Below are 24,584 nucleotides of genomic sequence, written 5' to 3'. Positions count from 1 at the left end.
GGGGCGGCTTCGTAAGGCCGTGATCCGGCGTTCATCCGGGGATGGCACCCTATGTTCCATGAACGACGCGATCCCCGCCCCGGCCTCCGCCACCACCCCGGCCCCGTCCCGCCGCGCTCGCGTGCGGGCCCCCGAACTGATCGGCAAGGGCGGCTGGCTCAATACGGGCGACACCTCGTACACCCTCGCCGACCTGCGGGGACGCATCGTCATTCTCGATTTCTGGACCTTCTGCTGCATCAACTGTCTGCATGTTCTCGACGAGCTGCGGGAGCTGGAGGAGAAGCACCGGGACACCGTAGTGATCATCGGTGTCCACTCGCCGAAGTTCGTCCACGAGGCGGAGCACCAGGCCGTGGTCGACGCCGTCGAGCGGTACGAGGTCCACCATCCCGTGCTGGACGATCCCGAGCTGGCGACCTGGAAGCAGTACGCCGTACGGGCCTGGCCCACGCTGGTGGTCGTCGACCCCGAGGGGTATGTCGTCGCCCAGCACGCGGGTGAGGGGCACGCGCACGCCATCGCGCGGCTGGTCGAGGAGCTGGAGGCCGAGCACGCCGCGAAGGGGACGCTGCGGCGGGGGGACGGGCCCTACGTTCCCCCGGAGCCGGTCGCGACCGATCTGCGGTTCCCCGGGAAGGCGCTGGTGCTGCCCGGCGGGAACCTCCTCGTCTCCGACTCCACCCGCCATCAGCTCGTCGAGCTGGCGCCGGACGGCGAGACGGTCGTGCGGCGGATCGGCAACGGCGAGCGCGGCTTCGGGCCGGACTCGTTCAGCGAACCGCAGGGGCTCGCCCTGCTGCCCGACGGCAGGGTGATCGTCGCGGACACCGTGAACCACGCGCTGCGCGTCTACGACCCGGCCACCGGCGCGATCGAGACCGTCGCGGGGACCGGCAGGCAGTGGATGCAGGGCTCACCGGCCGCCGGACCCGCCCTGGAGGTGGCCCTCTCCTCGCCGTGGGACGTCGCCTGGTGGGCCGGGCGCGTGTGGATCGCCATGGCCGGGGTCCATCAGCTCTGGACGTACGACCCGGCCACCGGGACGGTCGAGGTCGCGGCCGGTACCACCAACGAGGGGCTGGTGGACGGGCCGGCCGCCGAGGCGTGGTTCGCCCAGCCGTCGGGGCTCGCGGCGACCGAGGACCGGCTGTGGATCGCCGACTCGGAGACCAGCGCCCTGCGCTATGTCGAGCGGGAGCGTGAGAAGGGTGAGGGCGGGGAGGGCGGTGCGGACGGCGGGTTCGTGATCCGTACGGCCGTCGGCACCGGGCTCTTCGACTTCGGACACCGTGACGGCGCCGCCGCACAGGCGCTGCTCCAGCACCCGCTGGGCGTCACCGCGCTCCCCGACGGCTCCGTCGCCGTCTCGGACACGTACAACCACGCCCTGCGCCGTTACGACCCGGCGACGGGCGAGGTGACCACGCTGGCGACGGATCTGCGTGAGCCCAGTGACGCGGTGCTCGTCGGTGAGGACATCGTCGTCGTCGAGTCCGCCCGGCACCGGCTGACCCGGCTGCGGCTGCCCGACGAGGCGGTACGGGTGGAGGCCGTCGCCCATCGCACGCGGCGGGCGGCCACCGATGTCGCCCCGGGCGCGCTCCTGCTGGACGTGGTCTTCACGGCGCCGGGCGGCCAGAAGCTCGACACGCGCTACGGTCCCTCGACCCGGCTGCTGGTCTCCGCCACCCCGCCCGAACTGCTGGCGGACGGCGGCGGTGCCGGTACGGACCTCAGCCGTGAGCTGGTACTGGCCGAGGGCGTCACGGAGGGCGTGCTGCATGTCTCCGCGATGGCGGCGTCCTGCGACGACGACCCCGCCAACGAGTACCCGGCCTGCCATGTCCATCAGCAGGACTGGGGCGTTCCCGTCCGTGTCACGGAGTCGGGAACGTCCCGTCTGGGTCTCGTACTGGCCGGGCTCGACGCGTAGGCGGGGCCGGGTGACCGGTCCGGGTGACCGGTCCGGCGAACCGGCGGTCCGGTCCGGCGGTCCGGTCCGGTCCGGCGGCCCGGCCGGTCAGTAACCGGTGCGGTGGTCGTCCCGCTCCACGACGGTCGGGGCGACCGGCGGTATGATCGCCCGCCGGCGGCGGGCGATGCTGGTGAAGGTGGCGATACCGATCAGGCCGACCGCCATCATGATCAGACCGACCAGATCGAGGTTGACGCTGTCGACCTCCCAGTCGGTCGCGAAGGTGAGGATCGCTCCCACCGCGAGCAGCACGATGCATCCGCCTAGGCCCATGAATCCCAGCCTCCTGTGTGAGTGGTGGTCGTTCCGGGCCATGTGCGGGTACCCCGGTTCGGCACCACCATGCGGGAGCCGTCCGCCAGGCGTCCGTGAGCCGTCTGCCAGCCGTCCGTCAGCGGCCGAACCATCAGCGGCGAACCGTCAGCCCTCCAGGAACGCCACCAGCGCGTTCGCCAGCAGATACGGGTCGTCCGCGCCGCAGAGCTCGCGCGCGCTGTGCATGGAGAGGATCGCCACTCCGATGTCGACGGTCTGGATTCCATGCCGGGCCGCGGTGATCGGGCCGATCGTCGTACCGCAGGGCATCGAGTTGTTCGAGACGAACGACTGCCAGGGCACGCCCGCCTTCTCGCAGGCCGCGGCGAACACGCCCCGGCCGCTGCCGTCCGTCGCGTACCGCATGTTGACGTTGACCTTGAGGATCGGGCCGCCGTTCGCGCGTGGCTGGTGCGTCGGGTCGTGGCGCTCGGCGTAGTTGGGGTGCACGGCGTGGCCGGTGTCCGACGACAGACAGACCGTGCCGGCGAAGGCCCGCGCCCTGTCCTCGTACGTACCGCCGCGGGCGAGCACCGAGCGTTCGAGCACCGTGCCGAGCAGGGGGCCGTCGGCGCCGGTGTCCGACTGCGAGCCGTTCTCCTCGTGGTCGAAGGCGGCGAGGACGGGGATGTACGGGAGCGACGGGGTGCCGGAACTCCTGCCCCCGGCCGCCCCGGCCGGTCCGGCAGCCCCGGCCGATCCCGCCGCCCCGGGTGTCTCGGACCTCGCGGATCCCCCGGAGCCGGTGGCGACGGCCGCCAGCGCCGCCGTACCCGCGTGCACCGACAGCAGATTGTCCATCCTGGGCCCGGCGACCAGCTCGCGGTCGCGTCCGAGATAGGCGGGCGGCTCTATGGCGTGCGGCATCAGGTCCCAGCCCGTGATGTCCTCGGCGCCGACCCCGGCCTCCTCGGCCACGAAGCGGATCAGATCGCCCTCCTCGGGCTCCCCGAGGCCCCAGATCGGCTGCATGTGCCGCTGCCGGTCCAGCTTGAGACCGTCGGTGTTGACCGAGCGGTCGAGATGCACGGCGAGCTGCGGTACGCGCAGCAGGGCGCGGTCGATGTTGACCAGCCGGTGCGAGCCGTCCCGCAGGGTGAGCCGGCCCGCGAGCCCCAGATCCCGGTCCAGCCAGGTGTTGAGCAGTGTCCCGCCGTAGATCTCGACCGCGATCTGCCGCCAGCCGTACGAACCGGTGTCGGGCAGTGGCTTCACCCGCAGATTGGGGGAGTCCGTGTGGGCGCCGACGATCCGGAAGGGGGTGTGCGGCGGGGCGCCTTCCGGTACGAACCAGGCGATGATCGCCCCGCCCCGGAGCACGAACCGCCCGCCCGCGGACCCGTCCCAGGCGTCCGTCTCCAGCACCTGCCGGAAGCCGGCCTTCTCCAGGCGCTCCGCGGCATTGGCCACCGCGTGGTACGGCGACGGGCTGGCCGCGAGGAAGGACATGAGGTCGTCGGTGTGGCCGCGGTCGAAGCGGGCGGAAGTGCTCATGGGGTTCACCATAACGACGGCCCAGGACACCGGGCCCGTCACCGGCTGCAACGGCCTCCGCCGGGGCGGGACAAGCTCCGCACATGGGGAGAACCGGCACGGACGAAGGGCCGACGGGGGGTCGAAGGACGGTCGAGAGACGGTCGAAACGGAAAGGGGGCACCCCTCACGAGGAGAGTGCCCCCTTCTGCTCGCACCGCGCCGCCCGCGGGGCCCCGCCCTCCGGGCGGACGGCGCCGCTTCCGCGCGACGCCCGCTACTTCCGCGCCGCGCCCTGGACTCCCTAGAACGCCGCCTCGTCCAGTTCCATGAGCGAGTCGTCCACGGACTCGGCCAGCGCGCGCTGCGTCGAGACGTCCGGCAGGACGTTCGCCGCGAAGAACTTCGCCGCCGCTATCTTGCCCTGGTAGAACGCCACATCCTTCGCGGCGGCCGTCTCCAGCTTCTCCGAGGCCACGGCCGCGCCGCGCAGCAGCAGATAGGCGACGACCACATCGCCCGAGGCCATCAGCAGCCGCGTCGTGTTGAGCCCGACCTTGTAGATGTTCTTGACGTCCTCGCCGGTGGCGGTGAGATCCGTCAGCATCCGGCCGACGATCGCCTCCAGATCGGCGGCGGCCTTCGCGAGCGCTTCGCGGGCGGGGGCCAGTTCCGTACCGCCGGTGCCGACGGCGAGGAACTTTTTGATCTCCTCGGCCAGCGAGTTCAGCGCCTGGCCCTGGTCCCGGACGATCTTCCGGAAGAAGAAGTCCTGCCCCTGGATCGCCGTGGTGCCCTCGTAGAGGGTGTCGATCTTGGCGTCCCGGATGTACTGCTCGACGGGGTACTCCTGGAGATATCCCGAGCCGCCGAAGATCTGGAGGGACTGCGCGAGCTGTTCGTACGAGCGCTCCGAGCCGTATCCCTTCACGATCGGCAGCAGCAGGTCGTTGAGCCCGTGCAGCGCCTTGGAGTTCTCGCCCTCGGCCTCCTTGACGGCGATCTCGTCCTGGACGGAGGCGGTGTACATGACGAGGGCGCGCATGCCCTCCGCGTACGCCTTCTGCGTCATCAGCGAGCGGCGCACATCGGGGTGGTGCGTGATGGTGACCTTGGGCGCGGCCTTGTCCATGAACTGGGCCAGATCGGGGCCCTGGACGCGCTCCTTGGCGTACTCCAGCGCGTTGAGATAGCCGGTGGAGAGGGTGGCGATGGCCTTCGTGCCGACCATCATCCGGGCGAACTCGATGATGCGGAACATCTGGCGGATGCCCTCGTGCTTGTCACCGATCAGCCAGCCCTTGGCGGGGTGGCGGTCGCCGAAGGTCAGCTCGCAGGTGTTGGAGACCTTGAGGCCCATCTTGTGCTCGACGTTCGTGGCGTGGACGCCGTTGCGCTCGCCCAGCTCGCCGGTCTCCGGGTCGAACTCGTACTTCGGTACGAGGAAGAGGGACAGGCCCTTGGTGCCGGGTCCCGCGCCCTCGGGGCGGGCGAGGACGTAATGCAGGATGTTCTCCGACATGTCGTGCTCACCGGAGGTGATGAAGCGCTTCACGCCCTCGATGTGCCAGCTGCCGTCCTCCTGCGGAACGGCCTTCGTGCGGCCCGCGCCGACATCCGATCCCGCGTCCGGCTCGGTGAGGACCATGGTGGAGCCCCACCGCTTCTCCACGGCGATCGCGGCGGCCTTCTTCTGCGCCTCGTTGCCCTCCTCGAAGAGGACGCCGGCGAAGGCGGGGCCCGACGCGTACATCCACACGGCGGGGTTGGCGCCGAGGAGCAGCTCCGCGTAGGCCCAGATCAGGGAGCGGGGCGAGGTGGTGCCGCCGATCTCCTCGGGCAGGCCGAGACGCCAGTACTCGGAGTCCATATAGGCCTGGTAGCTCTTCCGGAAGGCCGCGGGCACCGGTGCCGTGCCGGTCTCCGGGTCGAAGACCGGAGGGGTGCGGTCCCCTTCCGCGAACGACTCCGCGAGATCGTTCTCCGCGAGGCGGGTGACCTCTTCGAGGATGCTCCTGGCGGTCTCCACGTCCATGTCCGCGAACGGTCCCGTGCCGTACAGCTTGTCGCGCCCGAGCACCTCGAAGAGGTTGAACTCGATGTCGCGGAGATTCGACTTGTAGTGCCCCATGGCGACGACTCCGTAGGTGAGGATCGGTGAGGAAGGACGAGGAGGCCGGGGGCGTGGACGCCGGCGGATTCCCCGTATACACGCGTACCGGTAAGTAGCTCCGATGATGCTACCCATCGGTAATAAGATGCAACCCCGATCGGGTTTCTGTGACGAGGTCGACGGGGCTTCCCGGGGCGGTATTCCTCAGTACTCTTGCGGTCATGTACGGCTACGACCAGACTCCGGGCGCTCAGCAGCAGTACGTGCACCCGCCGCAGCAGCCGCCACCGCAGCAGCATCAGCAGATGGGCGGTGCCGGCGCGGGCATCGGTGGATACGGCGAGCAGCCGCTCTATCCGGAACCGTCGCCTCCGTCGCTCGGTGACGCGGTGCGCGCGTTCACCACGGGGTCGCTGTCGGCCGAGGACTTCCAGCAGATCTTCGCGACGTCGAAGGTGTACTGCCCGCGGGGGGACAACCCCGGGTTCCTGGCGCTGCACAACACGCAGCAGCCGGTGATCCCGATGTTCAGCACGCTCAAGGAGCTGCGGCGGTACGCGGGCAAGGAGTCGAAGTACTTCGTGATCACGGGCGCGGAGGTGATCGATCTGCTGCCGACGGGGTACGGATTCGTGCTCGACATGGAGGGCGACCACCGGATGGTGTTCGACGCGAAGGCGGTCGAGCAGATGGTGGACTTCGCGATGCGCCGTATGTACGGCTGAGCCGTATGCGCGGCTGATCGGTATGCGTGGCTGATCCGCGCGGCCGGCCGCCGCTTCTGTCTGATGCCTGCTTCGAGGCCCGTACCGCTCCGGTACGGGCCTCAGTCGTGCCCGGGGGCGGTACGGGAATGAAGGGAGCCTTGTCAGATGTTCACCGTTCAACTAAATTGGGACAGGACAAACCGAGGAGGCCCCCATGCCCGCTGTGACCGTCGAAAACCCGCTGACCCTGCCCCGGGTGGCGGCTCCGGCCGACGCCGTGGCCCGTCCCGTGCTCACCGTCACGACCGCGCCCGGTGGGTTCGAGGGCGAGGGCTTCCCGGTGCGCCGCGCGTTCGCGGGGATCAACTACCAGCACCTCGACCCGTTCATCATGATGGACCAGATGGGTGAGGTGGATTACGCGCCGGGCGAGCCCAAGGGCACGCCGTGGCACCCGCACCGCGGCTTCGAGACCGTCACGTATCTGATCGACGGGACCTTCATCCACCAGGACAGCAACGGTGGCGGCGGGACCATCCGGAACGGTGACACGCAGTGGATGACGGCGGGTTCGGGGCTGCTGCACATCGAGGCTCCGCCGGAGTCGCTGGTGATGTCCGGAGGGCTCTTCCACGGGCTCCAGCTCTGGGTGAACCTCCCGGCGTCCGACAAGATGATGAACCCCCGGTACCAGGACATCCGCGGCGGTCAGGTCCAGCTCCTGACCTCGCACGACGGCGGCGCGCTGCTGCGGGTGATCGCGGGTGAGCTGGACGGACACCAGGGGCCCGGCATCACGCACACACCGATCACGATGATCCACGCGACGCTGCGGCCGGGTGCGGAGGTGACGCTGCCGTGGCGGGAGGAGTTCAACGGTCTCGCGTACGTACTGGCGGGCCGCGGCTCGGCCGGCACCGACCGGCGGCCGGTCCGCATGGGACAGACGGCGGTCTTCGGCGCGGGCGGCTCGCTGACGGTACGGGCCGACGAGTCGCAGGACTCGAACACCCCCGACCTGGAGATCGTGCTGCTCGGCGGCCGGCCGATCCGTGAGCCGATGGCGCACTACGGTCCGTTCGTGATGAACAGCCACGCGGAGCTCCAGCAGGCCTTCGAGGACTTCCAGGCGGGCCGCCTGGGCACGGTCCCGGCGGCCGGCGCGTAACCCCCGGGGGCGCCCCGCCCCCACCCCCTCCGCCGTGCGGCAGCGCCACACCGCACGGCGGAGGCGTGCCCGGCCCCCGGGCTCCCCGTGCGCCGAACAGAGCATTCGCGGGGGACAGGGGGGTGGGGGCGTGGTCGGGTAGGGGGGTGGAGATGTTTTCGCCGTCCGTCCTCCCCGAGAGCGCCCGGCGCCTCGCCGCGTGGTGTGCGGTGGCGCTGGTGGTCTCCGGGGTGGGGGCCGTGGGGATCTGGCTGACCATCACCTTCAAGACCGCCGTCACGCCCGTACTGCTCGCCATCCTCGGTACCGCGCTGCTCGGGCCGTTCTACCGGCGGCTGCTCGCGATGCGGCTCAACCGGTCGCTCGCCGCCGGGCTGACCTGTGTCGCCGTCGTGGCCGTGGTCGGCGGGGCGGGATACATCGTCGTCAGCGCGCTCGTGGACAGCGGTGACCAGATCGGCTCCTCGCTCAAGCAGGCCGGGAAGGACCTCAGCAAGCACTTCGGCGCGGCCGGCACCTCGCTGGACGATGTGGTCGGCAACGCCAAGACCCTGCTCGGGAAGTTCGGCGCCACCGCCGCCTCCGGGGTGCTCACCGGTATCAGCGTCGTCGGCGAGCTGATCGCCACCGCCGTGCTCGCGCTGCTGCTGATGTTCTTCTTCCTGCGGGACTCCCACAAGGTGGCCGACTCCCTGCGCTCGCTCGCGCCGGGCGAGACCGGGGAGACCCTCGAAGCCATGGCGCGACGCGCGTTCGGGGCCGTCGAGGGCTTTATGCGCGGCACCACCGTCATCGCCCTGATCGACGCGGTCTGCATCACCGTCGGCCTGCTGTTCCTGGAGGTGCCCGGCGCCGTCGGGCTGGGCGCGCTGGTCTTCGTCGGCGCGTACATCCCGTATCTCGGCGCCTTCCTCTCCGGCGCCGTCGCCGTGCTGGTCGCCCTCGCGGACCGCGGCTGGGTGACCGGGCTCTGGGCGCTCGGGGTGGTCCTCGCCGTGCAGGTGCTGGAGGGGCATGTGCTCCAGCCGATGATCCAGAGCCGTACGGTCCAGATGCATCCGGCCGTGGTGATACTGGCCATCACGGCGGGCGCCAGTGTCGCCGGGATTCTGGGGATGCTGCTCGCCGTACCGCTGACGGCCGCCGCGTTCGGGGTGTTCTCCGAGCTGCGGACCCGTTACGGCCCTGCCTCGTAGGCCCCCGACACCCCCGCCTCCCCTTCGGCTGCCTCCAGGGCCTCGTTCGCGCACTCGTACAGCTCGAACCAGATCGACTTGCCGTCGCCGCGCGGATCCACCCCCCACGCGTCCGCCAGCATCTCCATCAGCAGCAGCCCGCGCCCGCTGGACGCCAGCTCCCCCGGCCGTCTGCGGTGCGGCAGATCGTCGCTGGTGTCCGCGACCTCGACCCGCAGCCGGCGGTTCCCCTGCTCGCCGACCGCCTCGGCGAGCAGCAGCGCGTCGTTGTCCGTGTGGACCAGCACATTGGTGAGCATCTCGGAGACCATCAGCTCGGCGGAGTCGATCTGCTCCCCGGACGCCCAGTCGTGCAGCAGATCGCGCACCTGCCGCCGCGCCCCCGCGATCCGCTCCGGTTCGGCCTGCGCCACGGTCAGCGCGGTCCGCCGTGTCGTCCTGTGGACCCCGCGGGCCGGCGCCCGGTCCCGGGAGAGCAGCAGCAGCGCGATGTCGTCCTCGCGGCGGTCCGCGAGCGGCCCGGTCGTGTAGTGCGAGGTGGGGCCGTGCACGGCCTGGACGAGCGCGTCGGCGAGCTTCTCCAGCGACTCGCCGCTGTGCTCCTCCAGGACGGGCCGCAGCCGCGCCCAGCCGGTCGCCAGATCGTGTCCGCCGGTCTCGATCAGCCCGTCCGTGCAGAGCATCAGCGTCTCGCCGGGCTCCAGACCGAGCCGGGTCGTCGGATAGTCCGAGTCCACCTCGATCCCGAGCGGCAGTCCGCCCGCCGTCTGCCGTACGACCGCCGTCCCGTCGGACGTACGGATCACCGGGTCCGGATGGCCCGCGCGGGCGATGTCGAGGGTGCCGGCCTCCGGATCGACCTCCAGATAGAGACAGGTCGCGAAGCGCGGACCGGCCAGGGAGTACTCGTCCTCGCTCAGCTCCGCGGGCGCGCCGCCGCTCCCGCCCGGCCCCGGATAGTGCTGGAGCCCGGCGAGGAAGCGCGAGGCCCGGGAGAGCACCGCGTCGGGCCGGTGTCCCTCGGAGGCGTAGGCGCGCAGGGCCACCCGGAGCTGCCCCATCAGTCCGGCCGCCCGTACGTCGTGCCCCTGGACGTCCCCGATGACCAGCGCGAACCGGCCGCCGCTCCAGCCCTCGGCGCCCAGGCCGCCTCCCCCGGCGCCCCGTCCGCCCCCGCCCGAGCCCCGGCCGCCTCCGCCGGAGCCGCGTCCGCCACCCCCGTCGGGCCGCGCCGTCCCGCCCGGCAGCGGGATCATGTCGTACCAGTCGCCGCCGATCTGGAGCCCGCCGCCGGTCGGCACATACCGCGCCGCCACCGTCATCCCCGGGATCTCCGGCCCGACCGTCGGCATCATCGTGCGCTGGAGGCCCAGCGACAGCTCACGCTCGGTCTCGGCGATGCCGGCGCGGGCCAGCGCCTGCGCCAGCATCCGCGCCACCGTCGTCAGCACGGACCGCTCGTCGGGCGAGAAGGCGACCCGGTGCTCGAACGCGGCCATCCAGCACCCCAGCGTGCGCCCCGACACGACCAGCGGGAGATACGCCCAGGAGCGCCGCCCGAAGCGGCGCACATAGTGCCAGGTGGCGGGGTAGCGACTCGCGTACGCCTCCGGCGACGGCAGATAGATGGCCCGCCCGCTCCGTACGGCCTCCGCCGCCGGATAGTCCGTGTCCAGCGTCATGTCCTCGAAGGGGGCCGCGACCCCGGGGTCGTGCCCGTGGTGGCCGATGATCGTCAGCCGCTCGCCGGAGACGCCGAAGACCGCCAGCCCGTCCGGCGAGAAGCCCGGCATGGACAGGGAGGCGGCGACGCGCAGCACCTCGGCGGTCGAACGGGCCTCGGCCAGCGCGCGGCCCGCGTCGAGCAGGAAGGCCTCGCGGGAGCGGCGCCAGTCGCCGGTGACCGAGCCGCCCTCGACGGCGGTCCCCGGGCGCACCTCCGCGACCTCCTGGATCGTGCCGTACAGCTCGACGTACGGCGGACCCTCGGGCTCCCGTCTGACGACCGTCTTGGCCCGGGACCGTACGGTACGGAGCACCTTGCCCTTCGCGTCCATGATCCGCAGCCGGGCCTCGGCGAGCGTGTGCTCGGCGATCGCGAGATGCACGATGCTGTTGATCTCGTTCCAGTCGACGGGGTGGAACCGGGCACGCGCCGCCGCCAGCGTGAGCACCACGGGCTCCGCGGGCAGCCCGAGCAGCCGGGCGGCCTCCGCGTCGAAGCTGACCGTCCCGGAGGCGTTGTCCCAGCGCCACAGACCGGTCGCGATCGCGGACAGGACATCCTCGGTGCGCATTGTCCCACTTTATGAATATCCGAGGAGCGAACGCCACCGAGGGGCGGAGCGGCCGGGCGGTAACCTGTTGTGCGGTACGGCTTCGTCCTGTTGTGCTGTACCGCGGATCACACCGGCCGCCGGAGTCCGGCGGGACCGGCCCCGGTCCGCAGCACCTGACGCACCGCAGCACCTGACGCACCCGACGTGCCAACGCCGGGCGTACCAACCCCGACGTGCCACGACCCGACTTGCTAAGACTGGATGAAACGACGATGCATCGGTACAGGTCCCACACCTGCGGCGAGCTCCGCGCCTCTGACGTCGGCACCGACGTCCGGCTGAGCGGCTGGCTGCACAATCGCCGAGACCTGGGCGGCATCCTCTTCATCGATCTCCGCGACCACTACGGTCTGGTCCAGCTCGTCGCCCGGCCCGGTACCGCCGCCAACGAGGAGCTGTCCAAGCTCACCAAGGAGACGGTCGTCCGGATCGACGGCACGGTCTCCGCGCGCGGTGCGGAGAACGTCAACCCGGAGCTGCCGACCGGCGAGATCGAGATCGAGGTCTCCGAGGTCGAGATCCTCGGCGCGGCGGGCCCGCTGCCGTTCACGATCAACACCGAGGACGGCGTCAACGAGGAGCGGCGCCTGGAGTACCGCTTCCTCGATCTGCGCCGCGAGCGCATGCACCGCAACATCATGCTGCGGACGGCCGTGATCTCCGCCATCCGGCACAAGATGACCGCGCTCGGCTTCAACGAGATGGCGACCCCGATCCTCACCGCGACCTCCCCCGAGGGCGCCCGTGACTTCGTGGTGCCCTCCCGGCTGAACCCCGGCAGGTTCTACGCGCTGCCGCAGGCCCCGCAGCAGTTCAAGCAGCTCCTGATGATCTCGGGCTTCGACCGCTACTTCCAGATCGCGCCGTGCTTCCGCGACGAGGACGCCCGCGCCGACCGCTCGCCGGGCGAGTTCTACCAGCTCGACGTCGAGATGAGCTTCGTCGAGCAGGAGGATGTCTTCCGCCCGATCGAGAAGCTGATGACCGAGCTGTTCGAGGAGTTCGGCGGCGGCCGTCATGTCACCTCCCCGTTCCCCCGGATCCCGTTCCGCGAGTCGATGCTGAAGTACGGCAACGACAAGCCGGACCTGCGGGCGCGGCTGGAGCTGGCCGACATCTCGGACGTCTTCGAGGGCTCCGAGTTCAAGGCGTTCGCGGACAAGCACGTACGCGCGCTGCCGGTCCCGGACACCGCCGACCGGCCGCGCAAGTTCTTCGACGGGCTCGGTGAGTTCGCCGTCGAGCACGGCGCGAAGGGCCTGGCCTGGGTGCGGGTCGGCGAGGACGGCGCGCTGAGCGGCCCGATCGCCAAGTTCCTCACCGAGGAGAACGTCAAGGTCCTCACCGAGCGCCTCGGTCTCACCCCCGGCCACGCCGTCTTCTTCGGCGCGGGCGAGTTCGACGAGGTCTCCAAGATCATGAGCGCCGTCCGGGTCGAGGCGGCCAAGCGCTCCGGGCACTTCGAGGAGGGCGTCTTCCGGTTCTGCTGGATCGTCGACTTCCCGATGTACGAGAAGGACGAGGAGACCGGGAAGATCGACTTCTCGCACAACCCCTTCTCGATGCCCCAGGGCGGTCTGGCCGATCTGGAGACCAAGGACCCGCTGGACATCCTCGCCTGGCAGTACGACATCGTCTGCAATGGCATCGAGCTCTCCTCCGGCGCGATCCGGAACCATGAGCCCGAGGTCATGATCAAGGCCTTCGAGATCGCGGGCTATGACCGCGAGACCGTCGAGCACGAGTTCGCGGGCATGCTCCGCGCCTTCCGGCTCGGCGCCCCGCCGCACGGCGGTATCGCCCCGGGCGTGGACCGTATCGTCATGCTGCTGGCCGACGAGCCGAACATCCGCGAGACGATCGCCTTCCCGCTCAACGGCAACGCCCAGGACCTGATGATGGGCGCCCCGACGGAGCTGGCGGAGTCGCGTCTGCGCGAACTGAACATCGCCCTGCGCAAGCCGGCCGCCAAGTCCGGCGAGTAACCCCGCGAGTAAACCCCGCGGGTAACGCCTGACGCCGCGAGCGCGGGCGGTACGAGCGGGAGAGGCGAGAGGCCCGGCACCGAAAGGGACGCTGTTGGTTAATTCCCAACAGCGTCCCGAACAGGTCCCGGGCCTCTTCCCGTACCTGGACGGCTGCGTGGGTGCCTTCCTGCCCGGGTGACTTCTCCCGCCGGTGCAACCCGATCGGTGCGCCGAGGCGTTTCACAGGCGTGGGAAACCGAACAGGACGGCGGGGGCGCGACGATGGATCCGGGCGAGGGCGACTTCGAGGCGTTCGTCGCCGCCCGGGGACCGCGACTGCTGCGGGTGGCGTGGCTGCTGACCGGGGACGCGCATCTGGCGGAGGACCTGCTCCAGAGCACCCTGGCGAAGGTGTGGCCGAAGTGGTCGCGTATCGCCGGGGACCGGCCGGAGGCCTATGTGCGCAAGGCGCTGGTGCATCTGCACGCGTCCTGGTGGCGGCGGCGATGGCGCGGCGAGCTGCCTTACGGGGAGCTGCCGGAGACGGCCGGGACCGTCGACGCGTACGAGCATGTGGATCTGGAGCAGTCGCTGGCGGCGGCGGTACGGGCGCTGCCCGTGCGGCAGCGCGCGGTCGTCGTCCTGCGGTACTTCGAGGATCTGAGCGTCGAGGACACCGCCGAGGCCTTGGGCTGTTCCCCCGGCACCGTGAAGAGCCAGTCGGCGCGGGCGCTGCGTTCCCTGCGGGCGTCGCTGCCCGCGTCGGTGACGGGCGGTGAGCGCCATGGGTGAGCCCGGTTACGGAGATGGGTACGGGGACGGGGACGGGGAGGAGCGCGAGCGGGCGCAGGCGTACGAGCAGGAGCAGGAGCAGGAGCAGGAGCAGGAGCAGGAGCTGAGGATTCTGCTGGAACGGGCCGTGCCCAGGCTGCCCGCCCCCGAGGAGCGGCTGCGCCGGGTACGGGAGCGGGTCCGCCGGGCCCGGCGGAGGCGCCGTACGGGGGGAGCCGCCGCGGCGGCCGTGACCGGGCTCGTACTGGCCGGAACGTTCCTACCGGGTGTCCTGCGCGGCGGCCCCCAGCCGCTGTCGCCCGCCGCCCCCGGGCCCTCGGTGACCGAACGGCGGGATTCGGCCGCGAGCCAGGACCCCACCGCGAGCCCGACCCCGCCGACCCCGAGCCCGACCTCGACCCAGGAGCCGCCCGCCCCCGGGGACCGGTACCGGTTCGAGCCCGTCGCCGGTCTGGTCCTGCGGCTGCCCGGCCACTGGCGGGCGCTGGACATGCCGGAGGACGGCGGGCTCAAGCTGACGGCCCTGGGCTATGTCTCGTCCGAGCCGCTGACCGCGTACGGACGGCCCTGCGTGCCGAAGACGAAGGGCGGGTGTCTGCCGGTGCGGTCGCTCCCGCCCGGCGGCGCCCTGGTCACCTTCGAACCGCTGAACGGGCTCGCGACGCCGGCCAAGGTCCAGCGGCCCCCGGTGCTCCACGCGTCGGACGATCCGTCGCCGGACTGTCGTGTCATCGGCGGGACCAGGCAGTTCACCGGTCTTCTCGGCGACAAGACCGTCCCCGCCACGGCCGTCGCCATCACCCTCTGTGTCTCCGGCGACGCGCCGGGGACCGTCGAGGACGTCAGCGCGATGGTCACCGGCGCAGACTTCGGCAAGGGAACCGGGACGGCCTCCCCGCCGACCCGACCGCCGAGCTTCCCCTGAACGAGAAATGAGAGGCCCGTCTATGTCCGTCCGCTCTCTCCGTCCCGCTCGCAGAGGACCGCGGCCGGTCGCCGCGGTGCCGGTCGCCGCGCTGCTCGTCACCGGTCTGCTGCTCACCGGCTGCGCGGGCACCGCGGACACCGCCGACAACGTCGGGTCCGCGCCGGGCGGGACGGCCACGGGGAGCCCGGACACCGCCGCCTCCGAAGGCCCCACCGGCGCCTCCGCGCCCGAGGCGCAGACCGTCGAGCCGCAGACCGTCGAGCCGCAGGAGATCTCCGGCCTCGGTCCCGAGACCCGCGCCCGGATCCCCGAGACGACCGGTCAGGCCGTGGTGGTGCGGGGCGCGGACATGGACTCGGACAGTTCCGTCGTCATGGTCTACGAGCGGGACCCGGTCACCGGCTGGCGGCGGATCTCCGACCGGTGGCCCGCGCACAACGCCCGGGAGGGCTGGACCGACGACCATGTCGAGGGGGATCTGCGTTCGCCCATCGGAGTGTTCGATCTGACCGACGCGGGCGGCAAACTGCCCGACCCGGGCTCGAAGCTCCCCTATGACCGGGGGCGCGCCTTCGAGGCGGAGGGCACCGGGTTCGAGGGCGAGTCGCTCGAAGGGACCTTCGACTACGTGATCGCGATCAACTACAACCGGGTTCCCGGCACCACCCCGCTCGACTGGACCCGGCCGCTCGGCCAGGAGAAGGGCGGCGGTATCTGGCTCCATGTGGACCACGGCGGCCCCACCCAGGGCTGTGTCGCCCTGCCGCGCTGGCGCATGAAAGAACTGCTGCGCACGCTCGACCCGGCGAAGCGCCCGGTGGTGGTGATGGGCGACGCGGCCTCGCTGAGCCTGTGAAGTCCGCGCCGCCCGTCTCGCCCGTGACGCCTGCGGCATCCGTGCCGCCCGTGCCGCCCGTGACGCCGATGGGACCGGCGGGCGCGGCGCGGGTGCTACATGGCCGACTGCTCCGAGGACGCCGGAGCGGCCGGCTCCTCGCCGCCGAAGCGCTCCTTGTACGCCGCCAGATCCTCATCGGTGATCTTGGCGAAGAGCACCGGCGGCACGGTGAACGCCGTACCGGCCGGGACCGCCGTCAGGGACCGCGCCTCCTCGGCCGTCACCCAGCTCGCGGTGTCACCGGTCAGCGCGAACGCCTCGCGCATGGCCCTGGCGGACGCCGGGATGAACGGCTCGGAGACGACCGCGTAGAGATGGATCAGATTCATCGCCGTACGGAGCGTGAGCGCGGCGCCCTCCTCGTCCGTCTTGATCTCCAGCCAGGGGGCCTTCTCCTCCAGATACGAGTTGCCCGCGGACCACAGGGCGCGCAGCGCCGCCGCCGCCTTGCGGAACTGGAGCGACTCCAGGTGGCCCTCGTACTCCGCGAGCAGCCGCGCGATCTCCTGGCCGAGCCTCTCCTCCGCCTCGCCGGCCGCCTTCCCGGCGGGCACGGCGTCGCCGAAGCGCTTGCGCGAGAAGGACAGGACGCGGTTGACGAAATTGCCGAGGGTGTCGGCGAGGTCCTTGTTGACCGTGGAGGTGAAGTGCTCCCAGGAGAAGGACGTGTCGTCCGACTCGGGCGCGTTGGCGATCAGGAAGTAGCGCCAGTAGTCGGCGGGCAGCAGATCCAGCGCGGCATCGGTGAAGACGCCCCGCTTCTGCGAGGTGGAGAACTTGCCGCCGTAGTAGTTCAGCCAGTTGAAGGCCTTGACGTAGTCGACCTTCTTCCAGGGCTCACGGGTGCCGAGCTGGGTGGCCGGGAACATTACCGTGTGGAACGGGACATTGTCCTTGGCCATGAACTCGGTGTACCGAACGGTGTCGTCGGCCTCGTACCACCACGACTTCCAGTCGCGGGTCTCGCCGTCCCGGGCGGCGTCCGCCCACTCCTTCGTCGCGCCGATGTACTCGACCGGGGCGTCGAACCAGACGTAGAAGACCTTGCCCTCGGCGGCCAGCTCCGGCCAGGTGTCGGCCGGGACCGGCACGCCCCAGTCCAGGTCACGGGTGATCGCGCGGTCGTGCAGGCCCTCGGTCAGCCACTTGCGCGCGATGGACGAGGCGAGCTGCGGCCACTCCGCGCCGTTCTCGTCGATCCAGGCCTCGACCTCGCCCGCCAGCTTCGACTGGAGCAGGAAGAGATGCGTGGTCTCACGGATCTCCAGCTCGCTGCTGCCGCTGATCACCGAGCGGGGCTCGATCAGATCGGTCGGGTCGAGGACACGGGTGCAGTTCTCGCACTGGTCGCCGCGCGCCTTGTCGTAACCGCAGTGCGGGCAGGTGCCGACGATGTAGCGGTCCGGGAGGAAGCGGTCGTCGGCGATCGAGAAGACCTGGCGGATCGCCCGCTCCTCGATGAAGCCGTTCTCCTTGAGCCTGCGCGCGAAGTGCTGGGTGATCTCGCGGTTCTCCGCGGACGAGCTGCGGCCGAAGTAGTCGAACTTCAGCTCGAAGCCGTCATAGACGGCCTTCTGGGCGTCGTGCTGCTCGGCGCAGAAGACATCGACCGGGACCCCCGCCTCCTTCGCGGCGAGCTCGGCGGGGGTGCCGTGCTCGTCGGTGGCGCAGATGAAGAGGACGTCGTGGTCACGCTGGCGGAGGTACCTGGCGTACACGTCCGCCGGGAGCATGGACCCCACCATGTTGCCCAGGTGCTTGATCCCGTTGATATACGGAAGGGCGCTGGTGATGAGGTGTCGAGCCATTGCAGGCTGCTCCCAAGTCGCTACACGGAGTGACCGATTGGTCTACGGAATGTCAATATCGTATCCGACCCTCCGGACACGGGTCGCCCGACTTGTGGGGGGCGGGGGCGGGGGCGGCGGCCGGGGAGAGCTTTGCGAAACACCCCGTGCCGTAGACAGGCCCATCCTGGGAGGAGAAGGGCATCATGCGCGAGGCGGGGCACGAGGCACGCGAGGCGGGGCACGAGGCGAGGGACGACAGCATGCGGGTACTGGTCGCCGAGGACGAGGAGGTCCTCGCCGAACTGGTGGCGACCGGACTGCGGCGCGCGGGATTCGCCGTCGACACCGTGTACAGCGGGGACGCGGCCCTCGCCTATCTCGGACTGCACGACTACGACGTCGTCGTCCTCGACCGCGATCTGCCCCGCGTCCACGGCGACGACGTCGCGCGCAAGCTGGTCGCCGAGTCGTCCCGTACGCGCATTCTGATGCTCACCGCGTCCGCCTCCATGGAGGACCGGGTCGAGGGGCTCGATCTCGGCGCCGACGACTATCTGGGCAAGCCCTTCGACTTCCCCGAGCTGGTCTCCCGGGTGCGCGCCCTGCGGCGGCGCAGCGCCAGGCCCGTACCGCCGCTGCTGGAGCGGCACGGCGTACGGCTCGACTCCGTACGGCGGACGGTCTCGCGGGACGGGCGGGCGCTGGATCTGTCGCCCAAGGAGTTCTCGGTGCTCCAGATCCTGCTGGAGGCGGACGGCGCGCCGGTCTCGGCCGAGGAACTGCTGGAGCGGGCCTGGGACGCGCACGCGGACCCCTTCACCGGGGCGGTACGGGTCTGTCTGAGCAAGCTGCGGGCCAAACTCGGCGAACCTCCCCTCATCCGCACGGTGCAGGGTGTGGGATACGCGCTGTGAAGACGACCGCGCTCGCCCTGGCCCCCCGTTCCACCATCCGCACCCGGATAGCCCTCGTCTACGGCGGGGTCTTCGTCGTCCTCGGCGGCTGTCTGCTGACCGTCGTCAATCTGCTCGCGGGCGCGGGCACCCAGAACGAGGCCCAGGAGATGGTCGCCCGGGTGGTACCCGCCCAGGTGGGACCCGCGCTGCCGGTCTCCTCGGTGCGCGGACTGATCAGCGAGCAGCGGATCGCGCCCCTCACCGTCTACCGGCTCACCGACAAGGTCACCGACGCGGCCTCCGACGAGATGCTCTTCTGGTCGGTCGCCGCGCTGCTGGTGATGGCGGCGTGCGCGGTGGTGGTCGGCTGGTGGACGGCGGGGCGGGTGCTGCGGCCGGTGCACACGATGACGGCGAAGGCCCGCCGGCTCTCCGAGCACAATCTCCATGAGCGGATCGGGGCGAGCGGTCCCGACGACGAGCTGAAGGAACTGGGCGACACGCTGGACGCGCTGCTGGCGCGGCTGGAGAAGGCCTTCGACAGCCAGCGCCGGTTCATCGCCAACGCCTCGCACGAGCTGCGGACCCCGCTGGCGACGCAGCGGACCGCGATCCAGGTCGGTCTCGACGACATGTGCTCGCCGGACGAGCTGGCCCGTACGAAGCAGACCCTGCTGGACAACAACCGGCGCAGCGAACAGCTCATCGATGGGCTGCTGGTGCTGGCGCGCAGCGAGCGCGAGGTGGACGACCAGGAGCTGGTCGATCTGGGGGAGGCGGTGACCGAGGAGGCGGCCCGCTTCGGCCTGGACCGGGTCGTGTCGGTCATCGGCGGCGGGACGGTACGGGGCAACCGGCTGCTGCTCGGGCAGCTCGTGGGCAATCTGCTGGCCAACGCCGTGACGTACAACGTGCCGGACGGGACGGTGGACGTCGAGGTCAACGGCGCGGCGCTGGTGGTGCGGAACACCGGGCCCGTGGTGGCGGAGGACGGCATCCCGGCGCTGTTCGAACCGTTCCGGCGCGGGGAGGGCCGGGACCGGATGGGCCGGGGCGCGGGGCTGGGTCTGTCCATCGTGCGCTCGATCGCGGTGGCGCACGGAGGGAGGGTCACGGCGGTGCCGGGCCGCTCCGGCGGCGGTCTGGAGGTCACCGTGACGCTGCCGCCGGCCGCGTCGGGGTGACGCGGACCGACGGCAGCGGGGGCGCGGCCGGCTCCGTACGGGCTCGTACGGGCCCGCGCGTGCGTGCAGCGGCTTGTGCGGGCGGCTCGTACGGGCTCGTACGGGCGGTCTGCCGGGGGGTCAGCTCGTGCGGGCTGTCTGCCAGGCGGTGAGCAGTTCGCCGTAGAACGTGGCGTCGGGCAGCTCGCTCGGAACGGGGCCCGCGTGCAGGAATCCGACGTTCCCGGTGGCCGCGTCCGCGCCGAGCCTGCGCGCGAAGTCGAAACCCTTGGCGTCCTCCTCGCCGAAGGCCACGATCTGCCAGAAGAGCGGCAGTCCGGCGGCGTCGGCGAAGGCCTGCTCGGCGGCGCGTACGGCGTTGGGCGGGCCGTCGGTCTGGAAGATCACCAGCGCGGGCCCGGTGGAGCCGGACTTCTCGTGGAGCGCCAGGACCTCCTCGACGGCGCGGTCGTAGTGCGTCCGTCCCATCCGGCCCAGGGAGTTGTGCAGTTCGGTGACCTTGCCCTCGTACGAGTCGAGGCCGATCTCGCCGGTCCCGTCGATCTCGGTGGAGAAGAAGACGACGGGCACGGTCGCGTTCTCGTCGAGGTGCGCGGAGAGCGCGAGCGCCCGTTCGCCGAGGTGCTGGGCGCTGCCGTCCTTGTAGTACGGACGCATCGACCCGGACCGGTCGAGGACCAGATACACGGTGGCCCGCTCGCCGTTGAGACCGAGCTTCTTGAGGGCGGCGCCGGCGGCCTTGTAGTGCTCGGCGAGCCCGGGGGCACGGGACTTGACGCGAGCGAGCGAGAAGGCGGCGCGCCCGTCGCCGGAGGCGGAGGCAGAGGCGGCGGTCGCGGTCGCGGCCGTGTCGGCGGTGGTGGTCGCGGCGACGGCCTCGGCCCCGGAGACGGCTTCCTCGGCGGCCTCGGGCGTGGGCGCGGGCTCCGGCTCGGCCACGGCCGCGAGCACGGGCTCCGGCTCGGTCACGGCGGGAACCTCGGCCGCGGGGGCGGGTGTTGCGGGTGTTGCGGGTGTTGTCCCGGCCGCAGGCACGGGCTCGGGCGCCGGTACGGGCTCCGGTGCCGGTACGGGCTCGGGCTCGGCCGCGGCCGGAACCTCCGCCGCCGGGGCGGGGGTTGCCTCGGGCTCGGGCTCGGGCGCGAGTGCCGTGGGGTCCGGTTCCGCTGACGACTGCGCCGGGACCGTCACCGTGACCGGGGGCTTCGGCGGCTCCGGGTCCTCGGGCGCGTGGGCGCGGGACACCTGGGACGGCACGCTCGGATCCTGTTCAGGCGCCCGGGGGTTGTCGAACGCCGCGGCCACCAGGTCCGCCGCCGCCGCCTCGACCGACGGCGCCGGTACGGTCGCGCCCTGGTCCGCCGAGGGGGTCGTCGCGGCCGCGGCCGTGGCGGTCTTCTTCGCCGTCACATCGGCCGCGTCGGCTGTATCGGCCGCTTCGGTCGCGTCGGCTGCATCCGCCAGGTCGGCCGTGCCGGTCCCGTGGGCCGCTTCCGCCGCCTCCGTACCGCCTCCGGCCTGCGACGGCACCGAGGCCGTCGACTCGTTACGCTCCTCCGCACGGTCGCGTCCGAACACCTTGCGCAGCAAGCTCCGAATGCCCATGGGCGAGGCCTTTCAGATCAGTTGGGTGCGGTCCGCCGCCGGGGAATATGGCGCATCCCTGGCCAGGGCGGATACGTAAGGTTAGCGGCCGCCCCGATGATCTACGGCAGGGGCGGCCTCCGCGGGCCGCGCGGGCCCACGTATGGGGGAGGACGGTACCGGCCTCCCGTAGCGCCCGGCGCCCCCTTCCGCGCCTCCTTGTGCGTCCCTTCCGCACCCTCTTCCGTCGTCCGGCCCGCACCCCGCCCGTATCGGCCCGCACCCGGTGGGCCATTACCCTCCCCAGACCACGCGGTCGTTCCCCGTTCATGTTTCGTTCATCGTGACGCCGCCGTCGTGCTGTGCGCCCCCCCTACCGTCACGGCCGAGACATCCCGACAGCCTGTCGGCCATGTCGGCGCGGGGCGCGCGCCGAATCACCACACCCACGGAGGCGAAAGTGCGCAAACTGCTGCCCTTGATGAACTCACACCCGGGCGGTCGGTCCGCTCTGACCTGCCGTTACCGCTGCGGCGACGCGTGTTTCCACGAGGTCCCCAACACGAGCGACAACGAGTACGCCGGCGACATCATCGCCGGTGCCCTGTCAAGACGTTCGATGATGCGCACCGCCGCCGTCGTGACCGTCGCCGCCGCCGCGGGCAGCGCGGTCGTCGTCGGCGGCCCCGGTGAGTCCGTCGCCAACGCGACCCCGCTGGGCGGCAAGGGCCACGGCCACACCCCCACCCCGGACGGCGCCCGTGGCCTCCGCTTCGCCCCCGTCGCGCCCAATGTCGCCGACCAGGTGACGATCCCCGCCGGCCACAGCCAGAGCGTGCTCATCCGCTGGGGCGACCCGATCCTGCGCGGTGCCCCGGCCTTCGACCCGGACAGGCAGACCGCCAAGGCGCAGGCCGGCCAGTTCGGTTACAACAACGACTTCCTGAGCCTGCTGCCGCTGAAGGGCGAGCGCGGACGTCAGGTACTCGTGGCCAACCACGAGTACACGGACGAGATCCTGATGTTCAAGGGGTACAGCGCGGCGGCCCCGACCCGCGAGCAGGTGGAGATCGCGTGGGCCGCCCACGGCATCTCCGTCGTCGTGGTCGAGGAGGACCGCAAGAGCGGCAAGCTCACCGCCGTCACCCGTCATGAGCTGAACCGCCGGCTCACCGCCACCAGCGAGTTCCAGCTCACCGGCCCGGCCGCGGGCAGCGAGCTGCTGCGCACCTCGGCCGACCGTACGGGCAGCCGGGTCCGCGGCACGCTCAACAACTGCGCGGGCGGCACCACCCCCTGGGGCACCACGCTCCACGGTGAGGAGAACTTCAACCAGTACTTCGCCAACGCCTCCAGCCCCACCGATCTGCGGTACGGCATCGGCACCGGCGCCACCGAGCGCAAGTGGGAGCTGTTCGACAAGCGCTTCGACCTCAAGCAGGAGCCCAACGAGGTCCACCGCCACGGCTGGGTCGTCGAGCTCGACCCGTACGACCCGGACTCGACGCCCAAGAAGCGCACCGCCCTCGGCCGCTTCAAGCACGAGGCCGCGCAGCCGCGTCTCACCGCCGACGGCCGCCCCGTCGTCTACATGGGCGACGACGAGCGCTTCGACTACCTCTACAAGTTCGTCTCGTCGAAGCGGATGAAGCAGGGCAGCAGCCGCGCCGCCCACCAGCACAACCTGACGCTGCTCGACGAGGGCACGCTGTATGTCGCCAAGCTGACCGGCGACAGCCCGGCGGGCGAGTTCGACGGCACGGGCAAGCTCCCGAGCGACGGCGAGTTCGACGGTTCCGGCGTGTGGATCCCGCTGGCCACCGGCGATGTCTCGCACGTCCCGGGCATGACCGCCGACGAGGTGTACGTCTTCACGCGCCTCGCGGGTGACAAGGTCGGCGCCACCAAGATGGACCGTCCCGAGGACGTCGAGCCGTCGCCGCGCAGCGGCCGTGTCTATGTCGCGCTGACGAACAACACCGACCGCGGCAAGGCCGGCAAGGCGGGCGCCGACGAGGCCAACCCCCGTAACGCCAACAAGCACGGTCATATCCTGGAGCTGGCGGAGAACTGGGACGACCCGGCGGCGGACGGCTTCGCCTGGCGGCTCTTCCTGGTCGCGGGCGACCCGAAGGACCCGGCCACCTACTTCGCGGGCTTCCCCAAGGAGAAGGTCAGCCCGATCTCCTGCCCCGACAATGTCGCCTTCGACCCGCACGGCAACCTGTGGATCTCGACGGACGGCAACGCGCTCGGCACGCACGACGGTCTGTTCGGTGTCGCGACGCAGGGCGAGCGGCGCGGTGAGCTGAAGCAGTTCATGACCATGCCGAACGGCGCCGAGACCTGTGGCCCGGTCATCCAGGACCGCCGGGTCCTGGTCGCCGTGCAGCACCCGGGCGAGATCGACGGCGCGACCGTCGAGAAGCCCGCGAGCGCGTGGCCGGACGGACCGGGCAGGATGGTCCGTCCGTCGGTCGTGGTGGTCTGGCGCAAGGACGGCGGCGACATCGGCGTCTGACCGCCGCCCGCCGTACAGCTCGGTAGGGCTCCGTGCGGCTCCGTACGACTCGGTACGGCTCCGTAGGGCTCCGTACGAGTCCTGAGCCGTACGGCCTCTGGACCCATCCGGCAAGTCGCGGGGTGGCGCCGTCTCGGACCGGCGTCACCCCGCCTGCCAGGTCAGGAGCCCCGGCGGAACGCCGTGACCTGCTCCGCCGGATCACCGGTGTACGACCACGGCATCAGCGCCGCCCGTGGGCGCTATGGCGCCTACTCTCGATGTATGACTTCTGTGGCTTCTGAGGTACCGGGCGACGGGACGACCGGAGGGACCGTACGGGTCGACAGCTGGATCTGGGCCGTACGGCTCACCAAGACGCGCTCCCAGGCCGCCGCCGCCTGCCGGGCGGGTCATGTGCGGGTCAACGGCGAGCGGGTGAAACCCGCGTACGCCGTCAGGACGGGCGACGAGATCCGGCTGCGGCACGCGGGGCGCGAGCGGATCGTGGTGGTGTCGCGGACCGTACGGAAGCGGGTGGGCGCCCCGGTGGCGGTGGAGTGCTACGTGGACAACAGCCCGCCGCCCCCGCCCCGCGAACTGACGGTGCCGGTCGCCCTGCGCGACCGGGGAGCGGGCCGGCCGACCAAGCGCGACCGCAGGGATCTGGACCGGTTGCAAGGACACTGAGCGGCTGGGCGCAAGGGCTCCGGTTGGGTCCGCCGACGGGTACATCGCCCGGGTGGCGACAGCTGA

18 protein-coding genes are annotated in these 24,584 nt (G+C 71.3%); 12 read left to right on the top strand and 6 right to left on the bottom strand.

Annotated features, from left to right (window positions below; translation table 11 throughout):
• Positions 1–58 precede the first annotated feature (58 nt).
• The gene (locus ACWGDX_RS25750) at positions 59–1,936 is read left to right on the top strand and encodes an NHL domain-containing thioredoxin family protein (protein ID WP_453629173.1); all 1,878 of its coding nucleotides are present in this window, start codon (positions 59–61) and stop codon (positions 1,934–1,936) included.
• Positions 1,937–2,023: 87 nt separating this feature from the next.
• Here the strand turns inward: ACWGDX_RS25750 and ACWGDX_RS25745 are convergent, their stop codons facing one another.
• The 3 genes from ACWGDX_RS25745 to ACWGDX_RS25735 form a co-directional block, all read right to left on the bottom strand.
• Positions 2,024–2,251 (bottom strand): DUF6458 family protein, encoded by a 228-nt coding sequence (locus ACWGDX_RS25745; protein ID WP_453629171.1) that lies wholly within the window; start codon positions 2,249–2,251, stop codon positions 2,024–2,026.
• Between the two features lie 147 nt (positions 2,252–2,398).
• Entirely contained in the window at positions 2,399–3,787 is a 1,389-nt protein-coding gene (locus ACWGDX_RS25740; RefSeq protein WP_453629169.1) for a M18 family aminopeptidase, read from the bottom strand.
• Between the two features lie 283 nt (positions 3,788–4,070).
• Positions 4,071–5,897 (bottom strand): acyl-CoA dehydrogenase, encoded by a 1,827-nt coding sequence (locus ACWGDX_RS25735; protein WP_453629168.1) that lies wholly within the window; start codon positions 5,895–5,897, stop codon positions 4,071–4,073.
• A 203-nt stretch (positions 5,898–6,100) separates the two neighbouring features.
• On the opposite strand from ACWGDX_RS25735, the gene ACWGDX_RS25730 reads away from it, so the two are divergent.
• From ACWGDX_RS25730 to ACWGDX_RS25720, 3 genes are all read left to right on the top strand, one after another.
• Positions 6,101–6,604: an SseB family protein gene (locus ACWGDX_RS25730; RefSeq protein ID WP_363079034.1), complete on the top strand. Its 504-nt coding sequence runs from the start codon at positions 6,101–6,103 to the stop codon at positions 6,602–6,604.
• A 196-nt stretch (positions 6,605–6,800) separates the two neighbouring features.
• Positions 6,801–7,754 carry a pirin family protein gene (locus ACWGDX_RS25725; RefSeq protein ID WP_453629166.1) on the top strand — a complete coding sequence of 318 codons (954 nt, stop codon included), beginning with the start codon at positions 6,801–6,803 and terminating at the stop codon, positions 7,752–7,754.
• Positions 7,755–7,906: 152 nt separating this feature from the next.
• Positions 7,907–8,950: an AI-2E family transporter gene (locus ACWGDX_RS25720; RefSeq protein ID WP_453629164.1), complete on the top strand. Its 1,044-nt coding sequence runs from the start codon at positions 7,907–7,909 to the stop codon at positions 8,948–8,950.
• Here ACWGDX_RS25720 and ACWGDX_RS25715 read toward each other — a convergent pair.
• Complete coding sequence (locus ACWGDX_RS25715) at positions 8,932–11,247, bottom strand: ATP-binding SpoIIE family protein phosphatase (RefSeq protein WP_453629162.1); 2,316 nt, start codon at positions 11,245–11,247, stop codon at positions 8,932–8,934. The two genes, ACWGDX_RS25720 and ACWGDX_RS25715, sit on opposite strands and share 19 nt — an antisense overlap.
• Before the next feature lie 254 nt (positions 11,248–11,501).
• Between ACWGDX_RS25715 and aspS the strand changes: the two genes are divergently transcribed.
• The 4 genes from aspS (at position 11,502) to ACWGDX_RS25695 (ending at position 15,832) form a co-directional block, all read left to right on the top strand.
• Positions 11,502–13,274: an aspartate--tRNA ligase gene (gene aspS, locus ACWGDX_RS25710; protein WP_453629160.1), complete on the top strand. Its 1,773-nt coding sequence runs from the start codon at positions 11,502–11,504 to the stop codon at positions 13,272–13,274.
• Between the two features lie 264 nt (positions 13,275–13,538).
• A complete protein-coding gene (locus tag ACWGDX_RS25705) occupies positions 13,539–14,048 on the top strand; it encodes a SigE family RNA polymerase sigma factor (RefSeq protein ID WP_453629158.1) in 510 nt (169 codons plus the stop codon).
• Entirely contained in the window at positions 14,041–14,973 is a 933-nt protein-coding gene (locus tag ACWGDX_RS25700; RefSeq protein ID WP_453629156.1) for a hypothetical protein, read from the top strand. Before ACWGDX_RS25705 ends, ACWGDX_RS25700 begins: the two co-directional genes overlap by 8 nt.
• 22 nt (positions 14,974–14,995) lie before the next feature.
• A complete protein-coding gene (locus tag ACWGDX_RS25695; protein ID WP_453629154.1) occupies positions 14,996–15,832 on the top strand; it encodes a L,D-transpeptidase family protein in 837 nt (278 codons plus the stop codon).
• Between the two features lie 95 nt (positions 15,833–15,927).
• On the opposite strand, the gene metG is transcribed toward ACWGDX_RS25695, so the two are convergent.
• Positions 15,928–17,682, bottom strand: a complete 1,755-nt coding sequence (gene metG / locus ACWGDX_RS25690) for a methionine--tRNA ligase (protein WP_453629152.1) — start codon at positions 17,680–17,682, stop codon at positions 15,928–15,930.
• A 242-nt stretch (positions 17,683–17,924) separates the two neighbouring features.
• Here metG and ACWGDX_RS25685 point away from each other — a divergent pair, with 242 nt between their 5' ends.
• Entirely contained in the window at positions 17,925–18,578 is a 654-nt protein-coding gene (locus ACWGDX_RS25685; RefSeq protein WP_363079063.1) for a response regulator transcription factor, read from the top strand.
• Positions 18,575–19,744 carry a HAMP domain-containing sensor histidine kinase gene (locus ACWGDX_RS25680; protein WP_453629150.1) on the top strand — a complete coding sequence of 390 codons (1,170 nt, stop codon included), beginning with the start codon at positions 18,575–18,577 and terminating at the stop codon, positions 19,742–19,744. The genes ACWGDX_RS25685 and ACWGDX_RS25680 overlap by 4 nt, the downstream gene beginning before the upstream one ends.
• A gap of 120 nt (positions 19,745–19,864) precedes the next feature.
• Here ACWGDX_RS25680 and ACWGDX_RS25675 read toward each other — a convergent pair whose 3' ends face one another.
• Positions 19,865–21,349 (bottom strand): VWA domain-containing protein, encoded by a 1,485-nt coding sequence (locus ACWGDX_RS25675; RefSeq protein ID WP_453629148.1) that lies wholly within the window; start codon positions 21,347–21,349, stop codon positions 19,865–19,867.
• Between the two features lie 439 nt (positions 21,350–21,788).
• Here ACWGDX_RS25675 and ACWGDX_RS25670 point away from each other — a divergent pair, with 439 nt between their 5' ends.
• Both ACWGDX_RS25670 and ACWGDX_RS25665 read left to right on the top strand, forming a co-directional pair.
• Positions 21,789–23,849, top strand: coding sequence for a PhoX family protein (locus tag ACWGDX_RS25670; protein ID WP_453629146.1), 2,061 nt, complete (start codon positions 21,789–21,791; stop codon positions 23,847–23,849).
• Between the two features lie 264 nt (positions 23,850–24,113).
• Positions 24,114–24,518, top strand: coding sequence for an RNA-binding S4 domain-containing protein (locus tag ACWGDX_RS25665; RefSeq protein WP_453629144.1), 405 nt, complete (start codon positions 24,114–24,116; stop codon positions 24,516–24,518).
• Positions 24,519–24,584: the final 66 nt, after the last annotated feature.

The organism is Streptomyces sp. NPDC055025, assembly GCF_053608565.1.
This window is presented reverse-complemented; position numbering and strand designations above follow the sequence as displayed.

Excerpts from the sequence above, each read along its gene's own strand:
- ACWGDX_RS25700 (WP_453629156.1), top strand. The coding sequence starts at position 14,041 with ATGGGTGAGCCCGGTTACGGAGATGGGTACGGGGACGGGGACGGGGAG.
- ACWGDX_RS25705 (WP_453629158.1), top strand. The coding sequence starts at position 13,539 with ATGGATCCGGGCGAGGGCGACTTCGAGGCGTTCGTCGCCGCCCGGGGA.
- ACWGDX_RS25730 (WP_363079034.1), top strand. The coding sequence starts at position 6,101 with ATGTACGGCTACGACCAGACTCCGGGCGCTCAGCAGCAGTACGTGCAC.
- metG (WP_453629152.1), bottom strand. The coding sequence starts at position 17,682 with ATGGCTCGACACCTCATCACCAGCGCCCTTCCGTATATCAACGGGATC.
- ACWGDX_RS25750 (WP_453629173.1), top strand. The coding sequence starts at position 59 with ATGAACGACGCGATCCCCGCCCCGGCCTCCGCCACCACCCCGGCCCCG.
- ACWGDX_RS25675 (WP_453629148.1), bottom strand. The coding sequence starts at position 21,349 with ATGGGCATTCGGAGCTTGCTGCGCAAGGTGTTCGGACGCGACCGTGCG.
- ACWGDX_RS25735 (WP_453629168.1), bottom strand. The coding sequence starts at position 5,897 with ATGGGGCACTACAAGTCGAATCTCCGCGACATCGAGTTCAACCTCTTC.
- ACWGDX_RS25740 (WP_453629169.1), bottom strand. The coding sequence starts at position 3,787 with ATGAGCACTTCCGCCCGCTTCGACCGCGGCCACACCGACGACCTCATG.
- ACWGDX_RS25695 (WP_453629154.1), top strand. The coding sequence starts at position 14,996 with ATGTCCGTCCGCTCTCTCCGTCCCGCTCGCAGAGGACCGCGGCCGGTC.
- ACWGDX_RS25745 (WP_453629171.1), bottom strand. The coding sequence starts at position 2,251 with ATGGGCCTAGGCGGATGCATCGTGCTGCTCGCGGTGGGAGCGATCCTC.
- ACWGDX_RS25725 (WP_453629166.1), top strand. The coding sequence starts at position 6,801 with ATGCCCGCTGTGACCGTCGAAAACCCGCTGACCCTGCCCCGGGTGGCG.
- aspS (WP_453629160.1), top strand. The coding sequence starts at position 11,502 with ATGCATCGGTACAGGTCCCACACCTGCGGCGAGCTCCGCGCCTCTGAC.
- ACWGDX_RS25685 (WP_363079063.1), top strand. The coding sequence starts at position 17,925 with ATGCGGGTACTGGTCGCCGAGGACGAGGAGGTCCTCGCCGAACTGGTG.
- ACWGDX_RS25720 (WP_453629164.1), top strand. The coding sequence starts at position 7,907 with ATGTTTTCGCCGTCCGTCCTCCCCGAGAGCGCCCGGCGCCTCGCCGCG.
- ACWGDX_RS25665 (WP_453629144.1), top strand. The coding sequence starts at position 24,114 with ATGACTTCTGTGGCTTCTGAGGTACCGGGCGACGGGACGACCGGAGGG.
- ACWGDX_RS25715 (WP_453629162.1), bottom strand. The coding sequence starts at position 11,247 with ATGCGCACCGAGGATGTCCTGTCCGCGATCGCGACCGGTCTGTGGCGC.